The sequence below is a fragment of the Algoriphagus sp. A40 genome, from assembly GCF_002002735.1.
Taxonomy (GTDB): domain Bacteria; phylum Bacteroidota; class Bacteroidia; order Cytophagales; family Cyclobacteriaceae; genus Algoriphagus.
This window is the reverse complement of the sequence record NZ_MUNY01000057.1, coordinates 1-23,982: the sequence shown is the minus strand read 5'-3', so window position 1 is coordinate 23,982 and position 23,982 is coordinate 1. Positions and strand designations below refer to the sequence as shown.

At 45.3% G+C, this 23,982-nt stretch carries 24 protein-coding genes and 1 pseudogene; 20 read left to right on the top strand and 5 right to left on the bottom strand.

Annotation, left to right across the window (positions count from 1 at the left end; all coding sequences use genetic code 11):
• Positions 1–14: 14 nt before the first annotated feature.
• From B0E43_RS13445 to B0E43_RS23175, 4 genes and pseudogenes are all read left to right on the top strand, one after another.
• Entirely contained in the window at positions 15–1,532 is a 1,518-nt protein-coding gene (locus B0E43_RS13445) for a S10 family peptidase (RefSeq protein WP_077350556.1), read from the top strand.
• 45 nt (positions 1,533–1,577) lie between these two features.
• Positions 1,578–1,796, top strand: a complete 219-nt coding sequence (locus tag B0E43_RS13440; RefSeq protein ID WP_077350554.1) for a DUF433 domain-containing protein — start codon at positions 1,578–1,580, stop codon at positions 1,794–1,796.
• An 8-nt stretch (positions 1,797–1,804) separates the two neighbouring features.
• A pseudogene (locus B0E43_RS31395) lies at positions 1,805–2,086 on the top strand (DUF5615 family PIN-like protein); the annotation flags it as partial.
• Positions 2,087–2,179: 93 nt separating this feature from the next.
• Positions 2,180–2,788, top strand: a complete 609-nt coding sequence (locus tag B0E43_RS23175) for a nitroreductase (protein WP_077350602.1) — start codon at positions 2,180–2,182, stop codon at positions 2,786–2,788.
• 236 nt (positions 2,789–3,024) lie between these two features.
• On the opposite strand, the gene B0E43_RS13430 is transcribed toward B0E43_RS23175, so the two are convergent.
• Complete coding sequence (locus B0E43_RS13430) at positions 3,025–3,636, bottom strand: thiamine pyrophosphokinase (protein WP_077350552.1); 612 nt, start codon at positions 3,634–3,636, stop codon at positions 3,025–3,027.
• Positions 3,636–4,622 carry a dipeptidase gene (locus B0E43_RS13425; protein WP_077350550.1) on the bottom strand — a complete coding sequence of 329 codons (987 nt, stop codon included), beginning with the start codon at positions 4,620–4,622 and terminating at the stop codon, positions 3,636–3,638. Before B0E43_RS13425 ends, B0E43_RS13430 begins: the two co-directional genes overlap by 1 nt.
• A 218-nt stretch (positions 4,623–4,840) precedes the next feature.
• Between B0E43_RS13425 and B0E43_RS13420 the strand changes: the two genes are divergently transcribed.
• The 5 genes from B0E43_RS13420 (at position 4,841) to B0E43_RS13400 (ending at position 8,780) form a co-directional block, all read left to right on the top strand.
• On the top strand, positions 4,841–5,353 hold the full coding sequence (locus B0E43_RS13420) for a 3-hydroxyanthranilate 3,4-dioxygenase (RefSeq protein ID WP_077350548.1): 513 nt from the start codon (positions 4,841–4,843) through the stop codon (positions 5,351–5,353).
• A 105-nt stretch (positions 5,354–5,458) separates the two neighbouring features.
• Entirely contained in the window at positions 5,459–6,745 is a 1,287-nt protein-coding gene (kynU, locus tag B0E43_RS13415) for a kynureninase (RefSeq protein WP_077350599.1), read from the top strand.
• Between the two features lie 24 nt (positions 6,746–6,769).
• The gene (locus tag B0E43_RS13410) at positions 6,770–8,122 is read left to right on the top strand and encodes an NAD(P)/FAD-dependent oxidoreductase (RefSeq protein WP_077350546.1); all 1,353 of its coding nucleotides are present in this window, start codon (positions 6,770–6,772) and stop codon (positions 8,120–8,122) included.
• A gap of 182 nt (positions 8,123–8,304) precedes the next feature.
• Complete coding sequence (locus B0E43_RS13405) at positions 8,305–8,538, top strand: hypothetical protein (RefSeq protein ID WP_077350544.1); 234 nt, start codon at positions 8,305–8,307, stop codon at positions 8,536–8,538.
• A 2-nt stretch (positions 8,539–8,540) separates the two neighbouring features.
• Positions 8,541–8,780: a type II toxin-antitoxin system RelE/ParE family toxin gene (locus tag B0E43_RS13400; RefSeq protein ID WP_077350542.1), complete on the top strand. Its 240-nt coding sequence runs from the start codon at positions 8,541–8,543 to the stop codon at positions 8,778–8,780.
• Between the two features lie 119 nt (positions 8,781–8,899).
• On the opposite strand, the gene ruvB is transcribed toward B0E43_RS13400, so the two are convergent.
• Positions 8,900–9,931 (bottom strand): Holliday junction branch migration DNA helicase RuvB, encoded by a 1,032-nt coding sequence (gene ruvB / locus B0E43_RS13395; protein ID WP_077350540.1) that lies wholly within the window; start codon positions 9,929–9,931, stop codon positions 8,900–8,902.
• A 107-nt stretch (positions 9,932–10,038) separates the two neighbouring features.
• On the opposite strand from ruvB, the gene B0E43_RS13390 reads away from it, so the two are divergent.
• The 5 genes from B0E43_RS13390 (at position 10,039) to acs (ending at position 16,073) form a co-directional block, all read left to right on the top strand.
• Positions 10,039–11,100, top strand: a complete 1,062-nt coding sequence (locus B0E43_RS13390) for an FAD:protein FMN transferase (protein ID WP_139352766.1) — start codon at positions 10,039–10,041, stop codon at positions 11,098–11,100.
• 97 nt (positions 11,101–11,197) lie between these two features.
• On the top strand, positions 11,198–11,950 hold the full coding sequence (locus tag B0E43_RS13385; RefSeq protein ID WP_077350536.1) for a ZIP family metal transporter: 753 nt from the start codon (positions 11,198–11,200) through the stop codon (positions 11,948–11,950).
• A gap of 239 nt (positions 11,951–12,189) precedes the next feature.
• On the top strand, positions 12,190–12,453 hold the full coding sequence (locus B0E43_RS13380; RefSeq protein WP_077350597.1) for a DUF4212 domain-containing protein: 264 nt from the start codon (positions 12,190–12,192) through the stop codon (positions 12,451–12,453).
• An 8-nt stretch (positions 12,454–12,461) separates the two neighbouring features.
• On the top strand, positions 12,462–14,147 hold the full coding sequence (locus tag B0E43_RS13375; RefSeq protein WP_077350534.1) for a sodium:solute symporter family protein: 1,686 nt from the start codon (positions 12,462–12,464) through the stop codon (positions 14,145–14,147).
• A 33-nt stretch (positions 14,148–14,180) separates the two neighbouring features.
• Positions 14,181–16,073, top strand: a complete 1,893-nt coding sequence (gene acs / locus B0E43_RS13370; RefSeq protein WP_077350532.1) for an acetate--CoA ligase — start codon at positions 14,181–14,183, stop codon at positions 16,071–16,073.
• 81 nt (positions 16,074–16,154) lie between these two features.
• On the opposite strand, the gene B0E43_RS13365 is transcribed toward acs, so the two are convergent.
• On the bottom strand, positions 16,155–16,385 hold the full coding sequence (locus B0E43_RS13365; RefSeq protein ID WP_077350530.1) for a hypothetical protein: 231 nt from the start codon (positions 16,383–16,385) through the stop codon (positions 16,155–16,157).
• Between the two features lie 35 nt (positions 16,386–16,420).
• Between B0E43_RS13365 and B0E43_RS13360 the strand changes: the two genes are divergently transcribed.
• From B0E43_RS13360 to B0E43_RS13345, 4 genes are all read left to right on the top strand, one after another.
• Positions 16,421–18,367: a DUF294 nucleotidyltransferase-like domain-containing protein gene (locus tag B0E43_RS13360; protein WP_077350528.1), complete on the top strand. Its 1,947-nt coding sequence runs from the start codon at positions 16,421–16,423 to the stop codon at positions 18,365–18,367.
• Positions 18,364–19,041 carry a PolC-type DNA polymerase III gene (locus B0E43_RS13355; RefSeq protein ID WP_077350526.1) on the top strand — a complete coding sequence of 226 codons (678 nt, stop codon included), beginning with the start codon at positions 18,364–18,366 and terminating at the stop codon, positions 19,039–19,041. Before B0E43_RS13360 ends, B0E43_RS13355 begins: the two co-directional genes overlap by 4 nt.
• A 106-nt stretch (positions 19,042–19,147) precedes the next feature.
• Complete coding sequence (locus B0E43_RS13350) at positions 19,148–20,386, top strand: hypothetical protein (RefSeq protein ID WP_077350524.1); 1,239 nt, start codon at positions 19,148–19,150, stop codon at positions 20,384–20,386.
• Positions 20,387–20,398: 12 nt separating this feature from the next.
• A complete protein-coding gene (locus tag B0E43_RS13345; RefSeq protein WP_077350522.1) occupies positions 20,399–20,887 on the top strand; it encodes a HEAT repeat domain-containing protein in 489 nt (162 codons plus the stop codon).
• Between the two features lie 176 nt (positions 20,888–21,063).
• On the opposite strand, the gene B0E43_RS13340 is transcribed toward B0E43_RS13345, so the two are convergent.
• Positions 21,064–22,464 (bottom strand): DUF4403 family protein, encoded by a 1,401-nt coding sequence (locus B0E43_RS13340; protein WP_168171951.1) that lies wholly within the window; start codon positions 22,462–22,464, stop codon positions 21,064–21,066.
• 73 nt (positions 22,465–22,537) lie between these two features.
• Here B0E43_RS13340 and ytxJ point away from each other — a divergent pair, with 73 nt between their 5' ends.
• Together ytxJ and B0E43_RS13330 are read left to right on the top strand one after the other, a co-directional pair.
• Entirely contained in the window at positions 22,538–22,873 is a 336-nt protein-coding gene (ytxJ, locus tag B0E43_RS13335) for a bacillithiol system redox-active protein YtxJ (protein WP_077350518.1), read from the top strand.
• Positions 22,874–22,994: 121 nt separating this feature from the next.
• Positions 22,995–23,982 (top strand): carboxypeptidase-like regulatory domain-containing protein (locus tag B0E43_RS13330; protein WP_371454691.1); only part of this gene is annotated, 988 nt, incomplete at its 3' end.

Here is a 23,982-nt window from a genome sequence, read left to right as displayed (position 1 = left end):
TCTCAACTAATGATATGAAGAATCTTTTCTTTTTCCCTTTTTTATTACTACTGGTTTCAACAGGGACCTCTTTTTCACAGGAAGAAAAAACCGAATCCAAGTGGGTTCCGCGTGAACCCCAAAAGTTTGAAGCTTCCCACTCGGGCTCCTTTAACGGCCAAAAAATCACCTATAAATCTATCGTAGGGGAGACTTTTCTCAAAAACTCAAAAGGAGAAGTCACCGGAGCACTCTGGTCCACCTCATACACCCGGGACGGTGTGGATTCGTCCAAGCGTCCCGTGCTGTTCATCTTCAACGGCGGTCCAGGTTCGGCCTCAGTCTGGCTGCACATGGGATTTTTTGGCCCTAAAGTGGTCAAAACAGACTCCAATGCCCAAGAAGATGACGGAGCAGCCCCCTATACTTTTGTGGAAAATACCCAAGCAATGCTGGACTTGGCCGACTTGGTATTCATTGACCCGGTCGGAACAGGTTTTAGCCAAGTGGAGGGTGTAGGCAAAACCTCCGATTTTTGGGGATTAAATGAAGATGCGGCCTCCATCGCACAGTTTATGCGGATTTGGATCACGCAAAATGGACGATGGCAGGCTCCGAAGTTTCTTGCAGGTGAAAGCTTCGGTACCACCCGTGCCGCAAAAGTTGCCGAAGTATTGGAAGAGGGAGGCCAAAGCATGGCCCTCAACGGGATAATTCTCATTTCCCAGGCTTTGGACTATGCGGGTTCATCAAGCTGGGCGGACAACCTGACTTCCTTTTTCACTTATCTACCATCTCAGGCAGTGACAGCTTGGTATCACGGCAAGGCCGGAAAGGGAAAAACCATCGAAGCTTTTGCCCAGGAAGCCCGTGATTTTGCGTACGGTGACTATCTGAATTCTCTCTTTTTGGGAGAAAAGCAGACCCTAGCTCAGAAAGCAGCCATCGCCGAGAGGCTGGCCTATTTCACAGGTTTGGATAAAAATTACATTCTTCACTCCGACAACCAGATCCTCATGCACCGCTTCAAAAAGGAATTGCTCCGGTCTGAAGGAAAAGCCATTGGAACGCTCGACGGAAGATATTTGGCTGTAGAAACGGACAAAGTCTCCGAAGGTCCGGTCTTGGGAGACCCCGCCAGCTATATGACGGGTTCGGCCTATACTGCGGTGTTCAACGACTATCTGATGCGGGATTTGAAAGTGACCATGGATAGGCCCTACCTGACTTCGGCTGTGGGGATGGGCGGCAGTTGGAACTGGAAGCCTGTGCCGGATGGGGCCTATTATGAGCCCAGCTATGTCAGCACGGCAAGGTCGCTCAGCGAGGCCATGCACCGCAATACAAGGATGCAGGTGATGGTTGCCAATGGCTACTACGATCTGATTACCCCGTTTTTTGATGCGGAATACACCTTTTCAAGACATGATTTTCCCCAAGAGAGAATCCATATGACCTACTACGAAGCCGGTCACATGATGTACAACCGGCAAGAGGACTTTGATGCGCTGGCCAAGGATGTGAGGAAGTTTTTGGAGGGGATGTTGAAATGATCCCGGTTAAACCATCATTTCTTTAATTAAATCGTAAATTCCCTTATGGACTACTCAAAATACATAGCTATTGACCCAAACATTCGATTCGGCAAACCCCATTTAATCGGGACTAGAATCAATGTTGCGGATGTTTTGGGTTGGATGGCCTCTGGAATGACTACGGAAGAGATTTTGTCAGATTTTCCTGAGCTGAAATTAGAGCAAATCCGAGCGTGTCTCGCCTTTGCCGCGGATAGAGAACAAAAGTTGAAATACGCCTGAATAGTTTCATGCCACTACTTTTTGATCAGAACATTTCCTTTCGAGTTATCCGTGAAATATCTGCCGTTTTCCCTGGCTCAAAACAAGTTCGAGAAGTTGGATTAGAAGGAAAAAGGGATCTTGAAATTTGGAAATGGGCAAAGGAAAATGGTTTTGCAATTGTATTCTTTGACGCGGATTTTGTGAATTTTTCACTCCTATTCAATTTTCCTCCCAAAGTAATCTGGCTTCGTTTGGGAAATTCGTCCACAAAAAGCATTGCCCGTTATCTTATAGACAGAACGGAAGATATCCACTCTAAAGATCGAATCCGGATTTTGAAGGACAGCCGAACTTCTGCCGTACAAAACGAATTAACACTTAATAATATACCAAGTACAACTATGCAAAGACCCGATTTCAGCATCGAAGAAGTTAATAAAATCATCCGCGGACGCCGCTCACAATTTGTTGCCCAATTCAAAGAAAACGATCCCATCGATGACTCCATCATCGAGGAAATGCTCGAAAATGCCAATTGGGCTCCGACGCACAAAGTCACCCAACCTTGGAGATTCATTGTTTATACAGCCGCTGGCTTGAAGAAATTCGCGGATTACCAGGCGGAGATGTACAAGATGCGGGCTGAGAAAAACGGCACCAACTTCATCGAAGCAACTTATCAGAAATTCAAAGAACAACCCTTGAAAGCATCACATGTCATTGCCATCCTGATGAAGCGAACTGAAAACTCCGGTATTCCGGTAATGGAAGAGATCGCTGCGACTGCCATGGCTGTGCAAAATATATATTTGACGGCCTGTGCCCATGGACTTGCTTGCTATTGGGGCACCGGCGGACCGACTTTCTGGGGTGAAGCCAGAGAAGATTTCGGACTGGAAGGAGAGGATATGCTAATGGGCTTCTTCTACGTGGCCAAGCCTGCATCGGACAACTGGCCGGAAGGGAAAAGAGAATCTATGGCTGAAAAAGTAGGCTGGGTGAGGGAGTAGTGGTCATCGCGAGATACAAAGCGATCTTATAAATTATAGAAAAAAGGAAGGTGAAAGCCTTCCTTTTATTTTTGATTTACGAATTACGATTTACGACGGGCTGAGAAATGCGTTGGTCACTTTTCAGTTTTCAGAATCTCGAACTTCGAATGCTGAACATCGAATAATGAAGACTTCGACTCCGCTCAGTGTGACTTCACTAATTTTCCAATCTTTCAATCTTCCAATTTTTCAATTCACTTAACCTCTTCCCCAATCCAAATTACCCCGGAAGCCGCAATCTCCGTAATCCCCTCCGGTACCTCCAGCTGAGTCAGGTAAACCAAAGGAAGCATCAACTTACCGTTTTCATTGGAGATTTCGACTGGCATTCCTTCTTTCCCCAAGATTCGGATCGTGCTTTCTGCAAACCACTTTTTGAATTTTCCGCTTTTGACTGGATAGTATTTCCAGCCCGCATCCATAATCGTCAGGTCAAACAGCTCCAGCTTTTCCCCCAAATCCACATGCTTCAAATGAGAAAGCCCCACCAAATGCGTCGCAGGATGCTTGGTCGCCAGGAGGTATTGAAGTCCTTCGTCTAGCGTGTTTTCTGGGGATGCAGTCAGAAACTTGACTGGATATTGCTCTTCCAACAGGTGAAGATTGTCCTTCTGAAAGGTTTCCGTAGCCAGAATCAAATCCACCTTGATGCCCCAACTCAGCACGTTTTCCAAACATTCCTGCCCCACCAAAACCGTCGGCACCCATTCCAAAAGCGGGGAAACGGTCTCAAAACTCAGTTCGGCTGTGTCCAGGATAAACACCGCAGGTTCCTGCTGATCCTTGACAAAATGGTGACTTGACATCAGGTCCAGAGTTTTTGGTAGAAGTTGAAGACGTTTTCGTGGGACAGCTTCTTGAGCTGTGATTCAGGTAAGTGTTGGCTCAGAGAATCCAGAATCGAAGGATATTTTCCGGCATTTTCAGCCAAAGGGAAGTAAATCGGATGGCGACTTTTGTCCGGAAAATTCTTGGTGTAGAAGAAGTCCGCACCGAAGCAGATCGCATCTTCACTCAGGTCAAACCCATGCAAAAGATGTTCAAAAAGCCGCTCAGGCACATCCCTGTCCAAAAATTCCCGCAGGAAATTCACCCCGATGATTCCTCCTCGCTGGACAATCTCCTTGGCAAACTCATCGCTGAGATTTCGCTTGTGATCCCAAATAGCTCGGAAATTAGAATGGCTAGCAATCACCGGAATTGGCAAATGGTGTAAGTCGATATGATTCAGAATTCCTTCTGCCAATAAATCGGAAGTATGGGAAAGGTCAATAGGAATCTTCTTTCCGGCCATGTAGTCCAGCAGTCGCTTTCCGTCCTCTTTCAATCCAACTCCCTCGATATAATTTCCTCCGCCAAAGCGGTTTTCGGTATGGTGAGTCAAACTGATGTAGGCTAGCTGGCCGACCGTCGTCAGCATTGCGTCAAACTGCTTGTAGATTTCCGACCAAGTGGCTTTCTCATGACCAAATCCCGCCGCATTTTCAACCGAAGCGATGATGCCAATCCGTTCATCAGAAGCCGGGTTCTTAAGAAAATCAGCATCGAATTTCCTCACTGTTTTTTCTTCTTTGCGCAGCAAATCATAGAAAATCTTGGCCTGCTTTCCGGCCATTTTCATGCTGGAATGATCCACATTGGTGTAGATCGCCATCACCTGCATCCGGACTCCACCTTCCTGCAGCCAGGGAAAAGCGCAGGCAATCTGGTCTTTGGAAAAAGCATCTGCACCAGGAACTGCCGCCAAAAACGAAAGCAAGTCACAGTGAAGATCAGCAATGGGATAGGTCATGATTTTTTTCGGGAAGGAATAGGCAAAAGTAAGAATTACGAAGTACGATTTACGAAGTGCTGAGGATCCTCGACCATTTTAGCCAATGGAGAGGCTTTGTGAATAGCCTACGAATTTCTGTCATATAGGAGACCTAGCGGTCATAAAACTATTTGACAACTGATTTTGGTTTCAATACCTATATTTGGAGGTAATCTTCACTCAAACCCGAATCAAACATGGCCGTCTCCAAGCCTTTTAACTTCAAGAAATGGATCGATGAAAACCGCCACCTTCTCAAGCCACCCGTAGGCAACCAGCAGGTGTACAAGGGCAACGGGGATTTTATCGTGATGGTCGTTGGTGGACCGAATAGCCGCAAGGATTACCACTATGATGAAAGTGAGGAGTTTTTTTATCAGTTGGAAGGCGATATCATCCTGAAAATCATCGAGGACGGAAAGCCGAAAGACATTGAAATCAGGGAGGGCGAGATCTTCCTTTTGCCAGGTAAGGTTCCTCATTCTCCCCGAAGACCAGCCAATACCGTTGGTTTGGTCATCGAGCGCTATCGACAAGCCGGAGAACTGGACGGCTTCATCTGGCACTGCGAAAACTGCGGCGAAAAACTTCACGAAGAGTACGTCGAACTCACAGATATCGTCTCCCAACTTCCTCCGATCATGGAGCGGTTTTGGTCGAGTGACGAGCTGAGAACCTGCAAAAGCTGCGGGACTTATATGGAAAAGTAAGGTCAACTGTCCACGGTCGACGGTCGACAGCAGGACAAATTAGACTTCAACCCTTATTTTCACGGGCGGTGGACTGTGGTCCGTTGACTGTTGACAAGAATAAATATGAACCCAACTCCATATCAATACTCCGAATCCTTTGCCCGTGAAATGGATGCTCAGGATCCGCTTTCACACTTCCGATCCCGATTTCACTTTCCCAAAGTCAATGGAAAAGAAGCCATCTATTTCTGTGGCAATTCTCTCGGGCTGCAGCCCAAATCGGTCAAGGATTACCTGGAAAAAGAACTGAACAACTGGGCGAATTTGGCAGTGGATGGGCATTTTCACGGGGAAGACGCTTGGTTTCATGTCCGGAAAAAGTCCAAATCGGCTTTGGCGGAGATCGTCGGTGCCCACGAACACGAAGTCGTCGCCATGAACAACCTTTCGGTGAACCTTCACCTGCTGATGGTTTCTTTTTACAGGCCAACCGAGGACCGATATAAGATTATCGTGGAGGCTGGAGCGTTTCCTTCCGACCAGTACATGCTTGAGTCCCAGATCAAATTTCACGGCTTGGATCCTCTGGATGTCCTGGTTGAGTTGAGCCCAAGGTCGGGTGAGAAAACTCTCCGGACGGAGGATATCCTGCAGGAAATTTACAAGCATGGAGATTCACTTGCTATGGTCAACATGGCGGGATTGCAATATTATACAGGACAGCTTTTTGATATGAAAGCCATCACGGAAGCGGCTCATTCCGTTGGGGCTTTGGCAGGATTTGACCTGGCTCATGCTGCGGGCAATGCCGTCTTGAAGCTTCACGATTGGGATGTTGACTTCGCCTCTTGGTGCAGCTACAAATACCTGAACTCCGGACCTGGTAACATTTCGGGGATATTTGTCCACGAACGATATGCGGAACGTGCGGATTTGCCCCGTTTTGCGGGTTGGTGGGGGCATGATGAGGAGGAGCGATTCCGAATGGAAAAAGGATTTGTCCCGATGTATGGTGCAGATGGCTGGCAATTGGCCAATACAGATGTCCTTGGACTTGCAGCTCACCAAGCTTCCCTGGATATTTTTCAAGAGGCGGGAATGGAAAATCTTCGTTCAAAAAGTGAAAAATTGACTGGTTATTTGGAATTCCTAATCCGCGAAATCAGCGGAGAATCAGGGGTTTTGGAAATAATTACCCCAAAAAATCCCTCCGAAAGAGGATGCCAGTTATCTTTGCTGATTCATCGGGGCGGCAAAGCGGTCTTCGATGAGTGGTATCAACATGGTGTGGTAGGTGACTGGAGAAACCCTAACGTGATCCGTCTGGCTCCTACTCCACTGTATAACAGCTTCTTGGACGTGTTTCGATTTGCACAGATTTTGGAACATTCTCTGAAGAAATTCGCTTAAAAGAAGCGTGGGTAAACTTATCCGATGAAAAAAAACGAAATCACCATCTTGGGTGCCGGCCTGATCGGTAGTCTGATGGCCATATACCTCAAGCGTCAGGGCTTGGAAGTGTCAGTTTACGACAAAAGGCCCGACAAGCGCAAAATCCCTTATTCCGAAGCCGGCAGATCGATCAACATGGCCTTGAGCCATCGAGGGTGGAAAAGTCTCGAGCAAGTTGGGCTAAAGGACAAAGTCTTGCCTTTTGCCATTCCGATGTACGGTAGGAGAATCCATGACGAGCATGGAGGGACGACCTTTGTTCCCTATGGCAAAGCAGATCAGGCGATTTATTCTATTTCCAGAGGCAATTTCAATCAGCTGCTTGTAGAAGAAGCCGAGCGGTTGGGAGCAGAAACCCACTTTGAGCACAAGTGCCTCGATGTGGATTTCAGGACAAATGAAGTGACTTTTGAAACTCCCGAAGGTGAAAAGAAGCTCAATCCCAACGTGATTATCGGAGCTGACGGGGCATATTCTGCCCTGAGAATGTCCATGCAAAAGCAAATCCGCTTCAACTATCGGCAAGAATACATTTCCCATGGCTACAAGGAACTGACGATTCCGACGACTGCTTCTGGCGAATTTGCCATGGATCCCAATGCCCTGCATATCTGGCCGCGTGGGAAATTCATGCTGATCGCTCTTCCAAATCCTGACAAATCCTTCACCTGTACGCTTTTTTTGCCTTTCAAGGGTTCCAAAGTGTGCTTTGAAAAAATCCAGGACGGAAAAGACTTGGAGACCATGTTCAGGGCCTATTTTGATGATGCCTATAAGTTGATGCCGGATATCAAGACTGAATTTTTCAAAAATCCGACGGCTGCTTTGGTGAATATCGAATGCTATCCTTGGGTTCAGGGAAATTCCCTGCTTTTGGGAGATGCGTCACATGCCATGGTGCCATTTTATGGGCAGGGCATGAATTGTGGGTTTGAGGATTGTGAAATTCTGAACGGATTGATCGAAAAGCTTGGAACAAATGCCTGGGATCTGGTTTTTGAAAAATTCCAGAAAAAGCGCAAGCCTGACACCGATGCAATTTGCCAGTTGGCGATGGAAAATTTTATCGAAATGCGGGATTCTGTAGGGGATCCGAAGTTTTTGCTCCGCAAAAAAATCGAAGCAAAGCTCCACGAACTCTACCCTAAAGAGTGGATTCCGCTCTACACGATGGTGACCTTTACAGATATGAGTTATGCCGAAGCGTATGCCCAGGGGAAACTTCAGGAAGCGATCATGAACAAAGTGATGGCTGATCCATTGATCACCGAAAACTGGAACAAGCTCGACTACGAGGATATCATCAACCAGATAGAAACAGCAAAAGCGGTGTAATAGCCGCTTTTTTGTTTTCTCCCAAAGATTTCCGCAGAAAAGGCCACAGATTTCTGCAGATTTTTTGGAATCACAAAACAATCTGAAGACTATAAGAGAATTTTCTGAATCTAAATGTTTTAACAAATTGAAACATCTGGATTCAGTCAAATCCGTTAAATTGAATTTGAAAGCTTAAAGTCATGGATATTCAATCTAAAAAAAATCTGATCTCAGCAATTCTTCAAACTTCTGATGAGGCAATTCTTACCGAGATTAAGAATTTGTTGAAAATTGAAGACACGTATGATTTTTGGGATGAATTGACTGAAGAAGATCAGCTAGCTATCAATCTTGGAATAAAACAGCTGGATGAAGGGAAGAGTTTTTCTCATGATGAGGTCAAGAAACTGATGAGACGAAAATTCAATTTTTAGCCTTGGCTTTTAAAGTCAAATATTCTCTTCAAGCACTTGAAGAGCAATTCGATCTCTTGGAATATATTATCCGAAATTTCGGCATCACTAAAGGCGAAGAGATTTTTCAAGAAATTGAAAACGTCCTCGAGTTGATTGCCGAGAATCCTGAAATGTTTCCTGCATCTTATAAAAAGCCAGAATTAAGAAAATGTGTCTTCAGCAAGCAAACCAGTATTTACTATAGATTTAAAGAAGATTAAATTGAAGTTGTGAGTTTTAGGCCCAATAGAATTGATCCCAAGAAGTTCAAGATATAGCCAAAATCCCTTGTAAACCGGGTTTTAGTGTATTCAGTAACCACATCTTCTGGATAAATTCTTTACATATCAAACAACGTCCCACTCGCTCCGGTAGGCTTGATTTTCAGATGAGTATAGGCTAACTCAGTTGCCATCCTTCCTCTTGAAGTCCGCTTCAGATAGCCTTCCTGAATCAAAAAAGGCTCATACACTTCCTCGATCGTTTCGGCTTCCTCACCACAGGCTGTGGCAATGGTACTCAACCCGACAGGTCCGCCTTTAAACTTTTCGATGATGGTGAGCAGGATGCGGTTGTCCATTTCGTCCAGGCCATTTTCGTCTACATCCAAGGCGTTCAGAGCAATCTTGGCGATTTCCAGCGTAATGGTTCCATTACCTTTGACTTCTGCAAAATCACGTGTTCGCCGGAGAAGCATATTGGAGATCCTAGGTGTTCCCCGACTTCTTCTCGCAAGTTCATAAGCAGCAACCTCATCGATTGGAGTCTGCAAAATACCAGCAGAGCGGATCACAATGTCAGTCAGAAGTTTCGCATCGTAATACTCCAATCTGGAATTGATCCCAAACCGGGCCCGCAGAGGTGAAGTCAATAATCCAGACCGGGTGGTAGCTCCAATCAGTGTAAACGGACTAAGGGAAATCTGTACCGAACGGGCATTTGGACCCGAATCTAGCATGATGTCGATCCTGAAATCCTCCATTGCAGAATAGAGGTATTCTTCCACGATGGGATTCAGGCGGTGGATTTCGTCGATAAAAAGCACATCTCCTTCCTCAAGATTGGTCAGTAATCCTGCCAGATCTGAAGGTTTGTCCAAAACCGGACCTGAGGTGATCTTGATTCCTGCACGAAGTTCGTTGGCGATGATATTGGAAAGAGTGGTTTTACCCAAACCAGGAGGTCCGTGCAGTAGCACGTGATCCAGCGGCTCCTTTCGCATTTTTGCTGCATGCACAAAGACCTTGAGGTTTTCAATTATCTTGGCCTGTCCCGTAAAATCCTCGAAACTCAAAGGCCGCAAAGCCCGCTCAAATTCCTTGTCTTTTGGACTCAGTTGCTCTTCGTCTCCTCTCAGGTAATCTTCTCTCATGATTTTTGGGGTACGCACAAATATAAACAAAACACCATGCGGAGATCTTTCTCATTTTGTCCTCGCTCTCAAAAAATGACCTAAATTCGCCTGAAAATTATCCCGAAATGAATCCAAACGGCCGGAAGAACATCATTTATTCTCTAGTACTTTTTGCTTTGGTTTTGGGAGTATATGCCTGGAGGACCCGCGAGGGAAAATCCCCTCAAAATACTGAAGAAAAATCTGCGCCTGGGAAAGTGGTTTTTTCCGGGAAAACTATGGGAACAGATTACCAAATCACCTATTTGGATCAAAAAAACCGAAACTTTCAGTCTTCGGTTGATTCACTTTTGAAAGCGTTTAATCTGGCGGTCTCCGTTTATGAACCAACTTCAGAAATTAATCGGCTGAATTTCCGCGATACTTTGGTTTCACCCTCAGGCACTTTGCTGGATGTGCTCAAGGAAGCAAATCGGATATTTGATCTTACTGCCGGTGCAATTGACCCCACGCAGCAACCAATCGAAAAAATCTGGACATTTTCCCCATCCGGAGCCAGGCTTCAGGACAGCACTGATGTCAGGATTTTCCATTCTTTAGTTGGGTTGAAAAAAGTGATCTTGAGTGATACACTAATCCGAAAATCAACCACGGGGCTTTTCCTGGATTTTTCCAGATCGGCCAAAGGATACGCACTGGATCTGATAGGGGGATTTTTGGAAGAAAAAGGAATAAAAAATTATCTGGTTCAGATCGGGAGTGAAAACCTGGCGAAAGGCACAAATGAAAAAGAGGAACTTTGGAAAATAGGTCTGTATTATATGGCTGACAGTTTAGGTACAAAAGGAGAGGGTGTCTTGGCCGTTCAGGACAAGGCGGTCTCTTCAGCTGGAAATTTTGAGCAATTCTATTCCAAAGATTCGGTAAGGGTTTCTTACACGCTTGACCCGAGGACCGGATTTCCGGTTAGTCATGGTTTGTTGGGGGCGACTGTGATTAGTCCGGATGCCAAGACTGCTGATGCAATGGCCGATGCGGTGATGGTTTTGGGATGGAGGGAAGCAATCCGGATCGATTCCTTAAGAACGGAGCTTCAAATGATGTTGATTTACAATGAAAAAGGAGGGAAAATGAAGCAATACATCAGCCCGGAGTTGGGTCGGTTTTTATCTTTTCCTGTAAATTAATAGTCCTAAATGCAACATTATTGAATTTTCTTACCTTTGCTGGAGTTATGACCCGACAAGGACTTTTCCTCACAAGTGGAAAGGCCAAAAATTGACCATGGTAATAAACTTTCTGCTCCTTTTTCTTACCGCGATGATTGCGGGCTTGTTGGTGTTTTTTGCCCCGGCTTTTAGGGATCGATATTTTAAACTGGTGCTGGTTTTTGCTGGATCCTATCTGTTTTCCATCACCATTTTACACATCATTCCGGAACTGTTTAATTCCGGATACAGCAATTCTAGCATGGGGCTATACATCCTATTGGGTTTCCTTTTGCAGCAAGTGCTGGAATATTGGTCATCAGGAATCGAGCATGGGCATATCCACAAGCATAATTCCGAAACTTCAAAAGGGGTGATCACCTTGATGCTCGGTTTGTTTATCCACGCATTCCTTGAAGGAACCTTACTTTCGCATGGAACAACGATTCCAGAAGAATCATTGGTTGCCGGACATTCACACAGTGACAAAACAGTTTTACTGGGAATCATTATGCACAAAGGTCCAGCTGCTTTTGCGCTTGCGGCCGTGCTTTCAGCCTCTTTAAGTAAAAAATGGACATTGATCCTGTTGACCGTTTTTGCATTAGCGTCACCACTAGGGATGTTTTCGAGTGCATTTTTTATCAATCAGGGAATTCTATCCAATGAAGGAATTGGCTTATTGTATGGCTTGGTGACGGGCGGGTTTTTACATATTTCTACCACGATCTTTTTTGAAAGCAGCCCGCATCACAAATTCCAGTTGAATAAGCTGATGGTGACTTTCGTTGCGGCAGCTCTGGCCATGGCGTCCGAATACTTCGTGTGATTTCTTACTTTTCAAGAAAAGCTTAGGATTTTTTCGAAATCTCATGCCATAAGCCAGAGTTTTTGAAGAAACTTCTGAATGTTTCTAAAAAAATTCAGCTTTTCATGGAAAAGAGCTTGGATTCTGTCTCCAGATTCAAGTATTTCATTTTTGATTTGAATGGCGGAAATTTCTTTTCTCAAAATGACATTTTAGCTTTCTTTTCAGTTGCTTTTTCACCTTTAAACCCAAAAAAAACTATGAATCAAGCACTTAATAAAATGGCTGTCTATTGGAAGAAAAATTTGCGGACCCTTCTGATTTTGCTTTTTGTTTGGTTCCTGGTTTCGTTTGGGTTTGGGATTATTTTGGTTGAACCGCTCAATCAATTCAAAATCGGAGGATATCCGCTCGGTTTTTGGTTTGCCCAGCAGGGCGCTATTTATTCCTTCATTATCCTGATTTTCATTTATGTGATTCGGATGAACAGGCTGGACCGGGAATTTGATGTACACGAAGACTAATATTTGAGATGGATATTCTTACCTGGACCTATTTGCTGGTCGGACTTTCTTTCGTGCTTTATATCGGGATTGCCATTTGGACCCGTGCAGGATCTACCCAAGAATTTTACATCGCGGGTGGAGGAGTTTCTCCCCTAGCCAATGGAATGGCCACAGCAGCTGACTGGATGTCTGCGGCTTCTTTTATGTCCATGGCAGGCCTTATCTCCTTCTCCGGATACGATGGTTCGGTCTATCTCATGGGATGGACCGGAGGCTATGTTCTCTTGGCGCTATTGCTTGCACCTTACCTTCGAAAATTTGGGAAATTCACCGTCCCAGACTTTGTCGGGGATCGCTATTACTCCAACAAAGCCCGGGTCGTAGCTGTGATTTGTGCGCTTTTCATTTCTTTCACCTATGTCGCCGGACAAATGCGGGGAGTTGGGATTGTATTTTCACGCTACCTCGAGATTCCCATCGAATGGGGGGTAGTAATTGGGATGGCCATCGTCTTTTTCTATGCCGTATTGGGTGGGATGAAAGGGATTACCTATACCCAAGTCGCCCAGTTTTGTGTACTGATCTTTGCTTACATGGTGCCTGCCATCTTCATCTCAATGCAGCTGACGGGCAACCCAATTCCGCAACTGGGGTTGGGTGGAAATGTAGCCGACGGCACACCGCTTTTGGCAAAACTGGACGGGGTGTTGGCCGATCTGGGTTTTGCCGAGTATACCATGGGTAGAAAAGGGATGGCTGATATGTTCATGATCACACTGGCCCTGATGGTGGGTACGGCCGGTTTGCCCCACGTGATTGTCCGTTTTTTCACTGTCCCAAGGGTAAAAGACGCGCGGCTTTCAGCAGGTTACGCGTTGGTTTTTATCGCAATCCTCTACACCACGGCTCCTGCAGTAGCTGCGTTTGGCATCTACAATGTGATCAATTCCACCTCCGAAAAAAACATCTCTGAACTCCCTACTTGGGTTCAAAGCTGGCAAAAAACCAACCTCATCGTAGTCGATGACAAAAATAAGGACGGCAAAGTCCAATACCTGCCTAATCCGACGACAAATGAACTTTCCATCGACAAGGATATCTTGGTGCTAGCCGGTCCCGAGATCGCTAATCTGCCCAATTGGGTGGTTGGCTTGGTCGCCTCGGGGGCAATGGCGGCGGCATTGTCAACAGCAGCAGGATTGCTTTTGGTCATTTCTACCTCAGTTTCCAGGGATTTGGTGAAGACTTTTAATCCGAAGATTTCCGAGAAAAAAGAACTTCAAATCGCTAGGATTGCAGCAGCCGGAGCGGTGATATTTGCAGGATATTTTGGAGTGAATCCACCTGGATTTGTGGCTGAAGTCGTGGCTTTTGCCTTTGGACTGGCAGCGGCATCATTCTTTCCGGTAATTATTCTGGGGATATTTTCCACCAGGATCAATAAGGAAGGAGCGATCGGAGGGATGGTTTTCGGTCTGATTTTCACTATTTCATACATCAGTTATTTCAAATTCATCAGCCCAGAAATGAATACACCTGATAATTGGTGGTTTGGGATATCGCCCGAAGGAATAGGTTCTGTAGGTATGCTTCTGAATTTTCTGGTTTGCTATGTCATTTCTAAATTTACCCCTGCACCGCCCCAACACGTGCAAGACCTGATTCAGGAAATCCGGATACCAAAAGGCGCCGGTTCCGCGCAAAATCATTAGAATAAAAAGTACCCCTTATAACCTTACCTTATCATGAGTGACCGATTACATACACTGAGTGGCTATCTCTACGAATACCAGAAAAGTGTGGCACAGCCTGAAGAATTTTGGGCAAGAATTGCTGATTCCTTTCACTGGAGAAAACGTTGGTCCAGTGTCTTGAAATGGAACTTTGAAACTCCCGATGTGAAGTGGTTTGTGAATGCAAAACTGAATATCACTGAAAACATTTTCGAGAAAAATCTATATACAATCGGGGATCGTCCTGCAATCATCTGGGAGCCCAATGAGCCGGGTGAAGAAACCAGAACCCTGACTTACCGAGAGCTTTTTGTGGAGGTTTGCCGTTTTGCAAATGCCTTAAAAAGCAAAGGCATCCAAAAAGGGGATCGTGTAATTATCTATATGCCGATGGTGCCAGAGGCTGCGATTGCCATGCTTGCCTGTGCCAGAATCGGAGCAATTCATTCCGTGGTTTTTGCCGGATTTTCAAGTACTTCCTTGGCGGATCGGGTGATAGATTGCCAGGCAAAAGCTATTTTGACCTCGGATGGAAACTACCGTGGCAACAAAAAAATCGGCATCAAATCGGTCGTGGATGAAGCTTTGGAAAAATCCTCTGTCGAAACGGTGATCGTCTATCAAAGGACTGGACAGGAAACCAACATGGTAGCCGGACGAGACTTCTGGTGGCATGAAGTTTTGGAAGGACAATCCGCAGTATGTCCGGCTGAGGAAATGGACAGCGAGGACATGCTGTTTATCCTTTATACTTCCGGGTCCACGGGCAAGCCAAAAGGCGTTGTTCACACCACCGGTGGATACATGGTTTACACCAAATATTCCTTCGACAATGTTTTCCAGTATTCAGCAGGTGATGTGTATTGGTGTACTGCAGATATCGGCTGGGTCACTGGCCATTCCTATATTGTTTATGGGCCGCTTTTGGCGGGTGCGACTACACTGATGTTTGAAGGAGTACCTACTTATCCCAATCCCAGTCGATTTTGGGATGTGATCGAGAAACACAAAGTCAACATTTTCTATACCGCACCTACTGCGATCAGAGCACTGCAGGCCTTTGGAACCGACCCGATTCAGGGAAGGGATTTGAGTTCTTTGAAAGTGCTGGGGTCTGTGGGTGAACCGATTAATGAAGAAGCTTGGCATTGGTATCATACCCATATCGGAAAAGGACATTGTCCGATTGTAGATACTTGGTGGCAGACCGAGACTGGTGGGATTTTGATTTCTCCTTTGGCAGGTATAACCCCTACCAAGCCAGCTTATGCGACTTTGCCTCTGCCGGGCATTCAGCTTTGTATTGTAGATGCGGAAGGCAATGAGCTTACCGGCAACTCCGTGGAGGGTAACCTTTGCATCAAATTTCCATGGCCGTCCATGATCCGAACTACTTATGGAGATCACGAAAGATGCAAGCAAACGTATTTTTCCACCTATAAAAACATGTACTTCACCGGTGATGGAGTAAAGCGGGATCATGACGGCTACTATCGAATCCTTGGCCGAGTTGATGACGTGATCAATGTCTCAGGTCACAGAATGGGTACAGCCGAGGTGGAAAATGCGATCAACGAACATCCAAAAGTCATCGAATCCGCAGTCGTCGGATACCCACATGAAGTCAAAGGCCAGGGAATCTACGCCTTTGTGATTTGTGATATGACCAATCGAACCGAGGACAATCTGATCAATGAGATTAAGAACACGGTTTCCAATATCATTGGACCAATTGCAAAACCTGATAAAATTCAAATCGTACCCGGACTTCCAAAAACACGCTCAGGCAAGATCATGAGAAGAATTTTGAGAAAAGTGGCAGAAGGAAGTTTGGACAGCATGGGTGATACCAGCACCCTGTTGGATCCGGATGTGGTGGAGAAGATTATTGAAGGAAGGAAATAGGAGTTTCGGATTTCTGAATTGGATTTTGTCACCTATCAGACTTCATAATTTAGCCTTCTGAATTCGAAAATGGCTCTCACTTTAGTCTTTAGGGGCGGCATCCTCCTCTTCACTATCAATCTCTATCGAATTCACGATCGATTCTGGGGAGTCCATTTCTTGCTTGTAAAAATTATGGACCCCAACCATGAACGCAACTATCAGCGCCCACATCAGACGACGGGTTGGTCGGAAAATTCTGAAAAATCGCTTCATTTTCAATATCTTGAATACTAGGTCACTCAAGTAAAGTACCAAAAATAATCTTGCCATTCTGGCAGAAAATATTTCAGGCAAGCTTATCCGGAATGAGTAACGTCATCGTCAACCGAGTCGCTGAGTTTCTAAAAAGATTTCCTCCTTTCTCCTTTCTGGGGAAGGAGGAGCTCATCTGTGTTGCCCAAAGTGTCGAGATTCAATATTTAGAGAAGGGTGAAATTCTATTCAGGCAGGGTGAGGCGGCGAGGCCTCATTTTTTTATTCTGAAAGAAGGGATTATCCATCTCGTGGAAAATTCCCAAAATGGGGAGGAAATCCGGGAGGTTTGTGATGAAGGAGATGTCTTTGGTGTATTGGCTTTGTTGGGGAAAAGGCCTTATCTCCTGACTTCAAAAGTCATCGAAAACAGCCTGATTTATGCAATTCCTGTGAATGTTTTTGAAAAGATCCTGGAAGAAAACAGTCGAGTCGCTCTCTTTTTCGCGGCAGGTTTTGCAGCCGGTCAGGTGGTCGTAAGACAGGATCTTTCTCAGGGTCAAAAAGCCAGAAGTGAATTCAAAAATGCTTCAGGAGATCATTCCCTTTTGATTTTTTCGGATCAATCGGAAGTCAATATTTCAGAGAAAGTCTTGAGATGTTCGCCTGCTACTTCGATCCAAAGTGCGGCAAAGCAAATGGCTGATGGTCAGGTCAGCAGCATTGTTGTCTGTGATGAAAAGGGATTTCCTCTGGGGATTTTGACCGATAAGGATTTGCGAAGCCGTGTGATTGCCTTAGGAATTTCCCCCGAAAATCCTGTGTCCACCGCCATGACATGTCCGGTGATTACCAGAAAGAAACAGGACGGATTTTCCGATTTGTACCTTACGATGATTCGCCATCGGCTTCATCATTTGGTTCTGACCGAAGATGGAACAGAGCAAAGTCCAGTCTGTGGGATCATCTCTGATCATGACATTTTCCTCTCAATGGGGAATAGCCCGGCCGTTCTGATTCATGGCTTGATGAATACGCTGGAGATCCGAGAAATGCGGATTATCCGTGACCGAGCCGAGCAAATGCTTCAATATTATCTTGAAAATGAAGTTTCGATGGAATTTGTTGCCTCTGTGATGACAGAGATAAATGATGTCATCATCAGGCAGGCATTGCAAATTTCAAAAAAACAACTGAAACCGGAATACCCCGAAATGGTCAATACCCGGTTTTGTTTTTTATCCATGGGTAGCGAAGGCCGGGAGGAGCAATTGCTTCGGACCGATATGGACAATGCTATTCTCTACGAAGATTTGCCAAACGAGCTTCGGGGAAAAGCGACTGAATACTTTCAAAAATTGGGAGAAGGAGTGGTAGAGGTCCTTTTGGCCTGTGGATTTGATCCCTGCCCGGGTAAAATCATGGCCAGTAATCCGGAATGGGTAAAGCCACTTTCTGACTGGAAAAATTACTTTTCTGATTGGATTCTTCATCCTTCTCCGGAAGCGCTGATGAAGGTTTCGATTTTCTTCGACTATCGGGCTGTCTCAGGGAGAAAAGCACTAGCCGAAGAACTGACTCAGCATATCTATGGGGAAATCGGCAAAAAGCAGGTTTTTCTCAATTTTTTGGCTCAGAATGCCCTGAAAAACCCTCCTCCTCTCGGATTCTTCAAGGACTTTGTGGTCGAAAAATCGGGTGAAAACAGGGACCAGTTTGACATCAAATCCAGAGCGATGTTGCCTCTGACCGATCTGGCACGTTTGCTGGTTTTAAGCCACCAAGTGGTCGGGATCAACAATACGTTCCGGAGATTTGAAAAGCTATGTGAGCTTGAACCCGCCAATGCCGAGCTTTTTTCCCAAGCAGGGAAAGCATACGAAATTCTGATGCGGATGCGCGCCTTGGAAGGTCTGCAAAACCGAAACAGTGGCCGATATATCAATCCCAAATCACTGGGAAAACTTCAGAGGCAACTCCTTAAAAACGCTTTTACACCGATTTCGGAACTTCAGGAAATCGTCAATATCCGGTTTCAACTTGACTATTTCAGAAGATGAGTTGGTGGGAATTTTGGAAAGTAAAACAAGAGCGACTTGAATTTGTCCGGGATTTTGTGGCGAAAAATTCCCTACCAATCCCAGGAATCAGGTCTTTCGAACAATTGCATTTCACCGTTTTGGATACCGAAACCTCTGGATTGGATCCGGCCAGGGATTCGATTTTGTCTTTTGGGGCGGTGAAAATATCCGCAATGAAAATTCAAATTCCCACATCTGTGGAATGGTATCCGATGACTGAAAATTCTGGTGGGAAAACAGCCCCAATTCACGGATTGGTGCATATTCCAGATCAGATTTCCTCAGAAGAATTTCTGAAAATGCTCTTATCCTATCTGTCCAATTCAATCCTGGTAGGGCATCACCTAGGATTTGATCTGGAAATTATTGAAAAAAAACTAAAGCCCTTTGGTATTGAGAAATTCCCAAATCCGGTCCTGGATACTCTGAATCTGGCGATTAGACTTGAGCATGGCCCGCATGCAGACCGGAGCAGAATCAACCTTGAAATGTATAGTTTGGATGCGCTTTGTATGCGTTACGGGATCGAAACTGACGATCGGCATACCGCTGCAGGGGATGCATTTTTGACCGCACAGCTTTTTTTGAAATTATTGAGTAAATGCAAAAATAAGGGAATTAGTAACTTTAAAGATTTGATGAAAAACTACTAGTTGATGAAGATTTTTAAGTCGATATTTTAATTAAACTGGGATTGAGTTTTAATATTTTGTGATTAGATTGGTTAAGTTTTTTGTTTCACATTTTTAATTAAGTCCTATGTCAAAACTCAAAATTGACCCCAATTTGGTGAGGACAGAGCTGAATCTGGAGTTGCTTCAAAACCTTCAGACCTTTCAGCATCCCATTACCCTGAAATATCAGGCCTTGGGAGGTCCAGGTGGCTGGTTGGGACCAAACACTACACCGATTAACAAATGTCCGGATGGAGTGGGTTCTTATCAGCATTATGCAAACGGATCGATTTATTATCATCCATCCACAGGTGCCCATGAAGTTCATGGGTTGATCAGAGCTCGCTGGCAGTCTTTGGGCTGGGAGAGGAGCTTTTTAGGATATCCACTCACAGATGAGTCTGTCTGCCCGGATGGTGTAGGCAGGTACAATCATTTCCAGGGTGGAAGTATTTATTGGAGTCCTTCTACAGGAGCTTGGGAAGTGCATGGTTTAATCCGGGCAAAATATTCCAGCATGGGTTGGGAAAGGAGCTTTTTAGGATATCCTTTGACCAATGAATCGGTTTGCCCGGATGGGGTAGGCCGATACAATCATTTCCAGGGAGGAAGTATTTATTGGACTCCAAGCACAGGCGCCCAGGAAGTCCATGGATTAATCAGGCAGCATTGGGCTTCCATTGGCTGGGAAAGAAGCGTTTTGGGTTATCCAACATCGGACGAATTGGCGGTATTTGGAGGTACTGGAAGGATTTCCCATTTCCAGAGGGGCAGTATCTTTTGGTCTTCTACGGCAGGAGTCAGGGTGCTTAGAGAGCGGGTTAGGGTTCATGTGAAAATCCTTGAAACTCCCAGTTCATTTACCCTAAACCAGCAATTTGCTGCAATGCAGGAGGTTTGGGCTGTTTCCGGAATCCGGGTGGATTGGGTCACAACCGAAAACCTCAATCTTCCTACCCTAAATGACGTAGACGTAGGAGGTTGTTTTATGGGACAAACTACTGCGGAGCAAAATTCCCTTTTCGGTAACAGAAACTTCATGAGCGGAAATGATCTCGTAGTCTATTATGTCCGAAGTACTGTGCCGGGCTATAATGGTTGCGCGGCACATCCAGCCGGAAGACCAGGTTGTGTGGTAGTCCGTTCGGCTAGTAGATGGACTTTGGGACATGAATTTGGCCACGTTTTGGGACTTAGCCACGTTAGTAACAATGACAGGCTGATGACTGGCTTAGGCACGTTCAACATCACGAATCCACCACCTGACCTGACAGCTGCTGAATCCACCACTATGCGTAATTCTGCGCTCAGTACTCCACTTTAACTCCAAAATATCATGGCACAAAAACGAACATCAGCATCTTCAGGAGGATTTAATCCGGATGAACTTCTGGCATTTCTCCGACAGGATGAGTTAGACTATCCAGCGGCTGCATTGAAATTTGGAGTGGATGCGCTTCCATTTTTGAAAGAATTGGTGGCGAGCAGTGATGAAAATCTCGCGATGAAGGCTGCCTATCTGGTAGGATATATCGAAGGCGATGCCGCCGATCAAATACTCGAAGAGGCATCTGACAAAGGCTCCGCGCTCATTCGAGTTGCAGCAGCTTTTGGGGCAAAAAACCGAAAATCCTCGGTTGCTGAAGCAATTCTAAAGCGATCTCTGGAAGATAATGATCCTTCGGTGGTCAAGTTTGGGTTGCTTTCTGCAAAAGCAAGCAAGCTGGAGCAAACCCTGAAAACACGGATTGATAAAATATCCAAGAATTTTCTGGATGAAAGCGTCAAATCTGTGGCAGGAGAAATGCTCAAAAAATTGAAATAACCACTAGTTATGAACCTTTCAAAAGCTGCCCAACCCGGCAGCTTTTTTTATTTCCAGGCCACTTCTACTTTTCCGGTAGCTTTTTGGCTGTTCGAGATTTCAAATCTCGAACTCGGATCGCAGGATTTGAAATCCGATTGGTACTTAAGCATTATGAAAGGTTAAAACTGCTTTTACTATTTCCAGGCCACGTCTACTTTTCCGGTAGCTTTCAGTTGAATCTCCAAACCGGTGGAAGTAGGGTAAAATCCATCGGGATAAATTTCCAAATCAACGATTTTCAAGTCTGCATAGGGCGTTTGAAAGGCGAGTCTTTCGCGGATTCCACCAAGACTTTCTTCCATTACGTCTGCCATCTGGAATCTGAGTTTTTTGTTGAGCTGGCGGATAATTTTCCCCTTTTTCAGGGAGGCGGCCATTTTGGCTTTTTTGCTTTCACTTTTCAGGTTGAAATTGACCTTGTCGAAAATCAAAACCTGCTCTTCCGCATCAAAAGTCGGCAATCCGACAAGAAACAGTTCACCGTCAATAGCATCGCCGTTGCTTTGCTCAGCATGGAATTCCATCTTGATTCCAAGTTTTTCACCATAGGCCTGAGATCTGAAGTTGGCTGGAGTAAAGACCGTGGTTTTGTTGACACGGATTTGTTGGTTTTCGAAGTTTTCCTTCAGGAGGTCATCAATTTCGACATAGGTAAGACTCAGGGGAATCAAGATTTCAAGCTGGTTCGCCAGGTTTTTGTTTTCAGTGAGTTTGGGCAAAGGAAAAGCTCGGCTGGGTGCTGCATCGGCGGGATGAGAATTGACCTTTCCGGACAAGCCCAGGTTGAGGTTATAACCTTTTCCGGGAGTGAAATTTTCGGAGAGTTTGATCGAATCCGGTTGGATGGAAAAGGCCATTTTCTTCCCCTGAAAGTCCACGAATACCGGCTTCCCGACCTGACTCCAAGCTTGGTCAACTATCGGTTTGAGCTTTATCAGGTCCGGATTTGTGGTTAAGTTTTTCGAGGCATAATTTTGAATTTCTTTTTGAATCAGTTGGCTCAGTTCAAGCTCCATTCCCAGCACATTCAGACTCATAGTTCCTCCTAAATCCACCAATTCAAACTCAGAAATGCCCAAAGACCAGTTGGAATTGATTTCAGGATTGATCAATACGACAGGAGAAAAAGATTGGTCAAGAGGGATTTTGGATTGGAAAAGATTTCGGAGTCCGCCCGGCTTGAGTCCGACTTCGCCCTGAACTTTTATCGGGAGTGTGATTTGCATCCGCTGCTCATCGACTGCTTCGATTTTCACCATTCCATTTCTGGAAAAGTTGAGGTCACCGATTATCCCATTGCCCAGATCCATGGATTTTTCAGAAAAAAGTACTGGTGGAATTCGCTGGTTGACCAGATTTTCCAGAGTTTGAGTTGGTATCTGCACCGGGACATTCACGGTGGAATATGCGGTGGGGACTTTTGAAAGAGCAGGTTTTAGAGTTGGATCCAAACTTTTGCAGGCACTAAAAGCGCAAAAAATGAAAAAGGACAAGCAGATAATCTGAACAATTCGGCCTTTGTTGGTTATTTTCATAGCAATTATTTCGATGGCAAAAGGAACTTTATTACCCATGCAACAATTGCCCCAAAAGTAAGCAATCAAGATTATGAACTGGAAAAAACTGACCGAATCGACTCAAATCGAAGAAATAAAGGAATTGAGCAAAACAAAGCCCGTTCTCATTTTCAAGCACAGCACCCGATGCTCTGTAAGCAGTATGTCTTTGGACCGCCTGCTCCGCAACTGGAAAACAGAAGATGGGGAGAAAGTGGTGCCATACTTTTTGGATTTGATTGCTTTCAGGGCCTTGTCAGATCAGGTAGAAGATGAATTTGGAGTGCCACATGAATCACCCCAGGTCATTATCATCCGCAATAGTAAGGCAGTGTACGATAACAGCCACTTTGGGATTACCTATCCGGAAATCATGGCTCAGATTTAAGATCTTTTGATTTTCTAAAAGATTTTTTCACCATCTATCCCAGCTAATACCCATTCTAATTTTTAAGGGATTTCTGATTAAACCATTCGCTTTCACTATCAGTCAAAGTGTTGAACTTTGCATGGATATGAAAAAAACCTACCTTTTTATTGTTCTCATTTTTAGCCTTTTGCTTGGAGTTTCAGCCTATGGGCAGCGGCCAACCGAACAAAGTCGACCTGAGAGGAAATTCACTGGAATAGTGACCGATGGCGTATCCAAGCTGCCCATGATCGGAGCAAATGTCCTGATCAAAACGGTGAATGATTCCCTCCTTCGTGGGACAGTGACCGGCGCAAACGGTGAATTTGAAATTGCTAGGCCATCCATTCCCGAAGTTAAATTTGAGATTTCATTTCTTGGATACAAAACCATTACAAAGGTTCACAGCTCCAGAGAGCCAGTTGAGCTTGGCGAACTTTTTCTTTTAGAAGACGCCAAAGTCCTGGGAGAAGTAGTGATCGAAGGGCAAAATATAGTGGGCGAGCAAAAGGGGGACACGACTTCCTTTAATGCGAATGCTTTCAAAACCCAGCAAAATGCGCAGGCGGAAGACCTAATTCGGAAAATGCCTGGCATCACCATGCAAAATGGGCAAGTTCAGGCTCAAGGAGAGCAAGTGCAGAAAATCCTGGTAGATGGTCGTGAGTTTTTTGGGAGTGATCCTAGTATTGCCTTAAGAAATCTGCCAGCAGATGCCATTGAGCGTGTAGAAGTATTGGATCAACGCTCAGATCAAAGTCGTTTGACGGGATTTGATGATGGCAATTACACCAAGACTATTAACATTATTCTGAGGGAAGACCGCAAAAACGGGTCTTTTGGCCGGGCATATGGCGGATACGGAACAGACGACCGCTACTCCGCAGGCGGAAGTGTAAACATGTTCAAAGGAGACCAACGCTGGTCGGTGTTGGGACTTTTCAATAACATCAACCAGCAAAACTTTTCAAGCCAGGATTTGGCTGGAGTTACTGCCAATTCCTCCGGAGGCGGCGGAGGTGGCGGCGGTCCAAGAGGCGGCGGAGGCGGTCCGGGTGGTGGAGGTGGCCAATGGGGTGGTGGAGGAA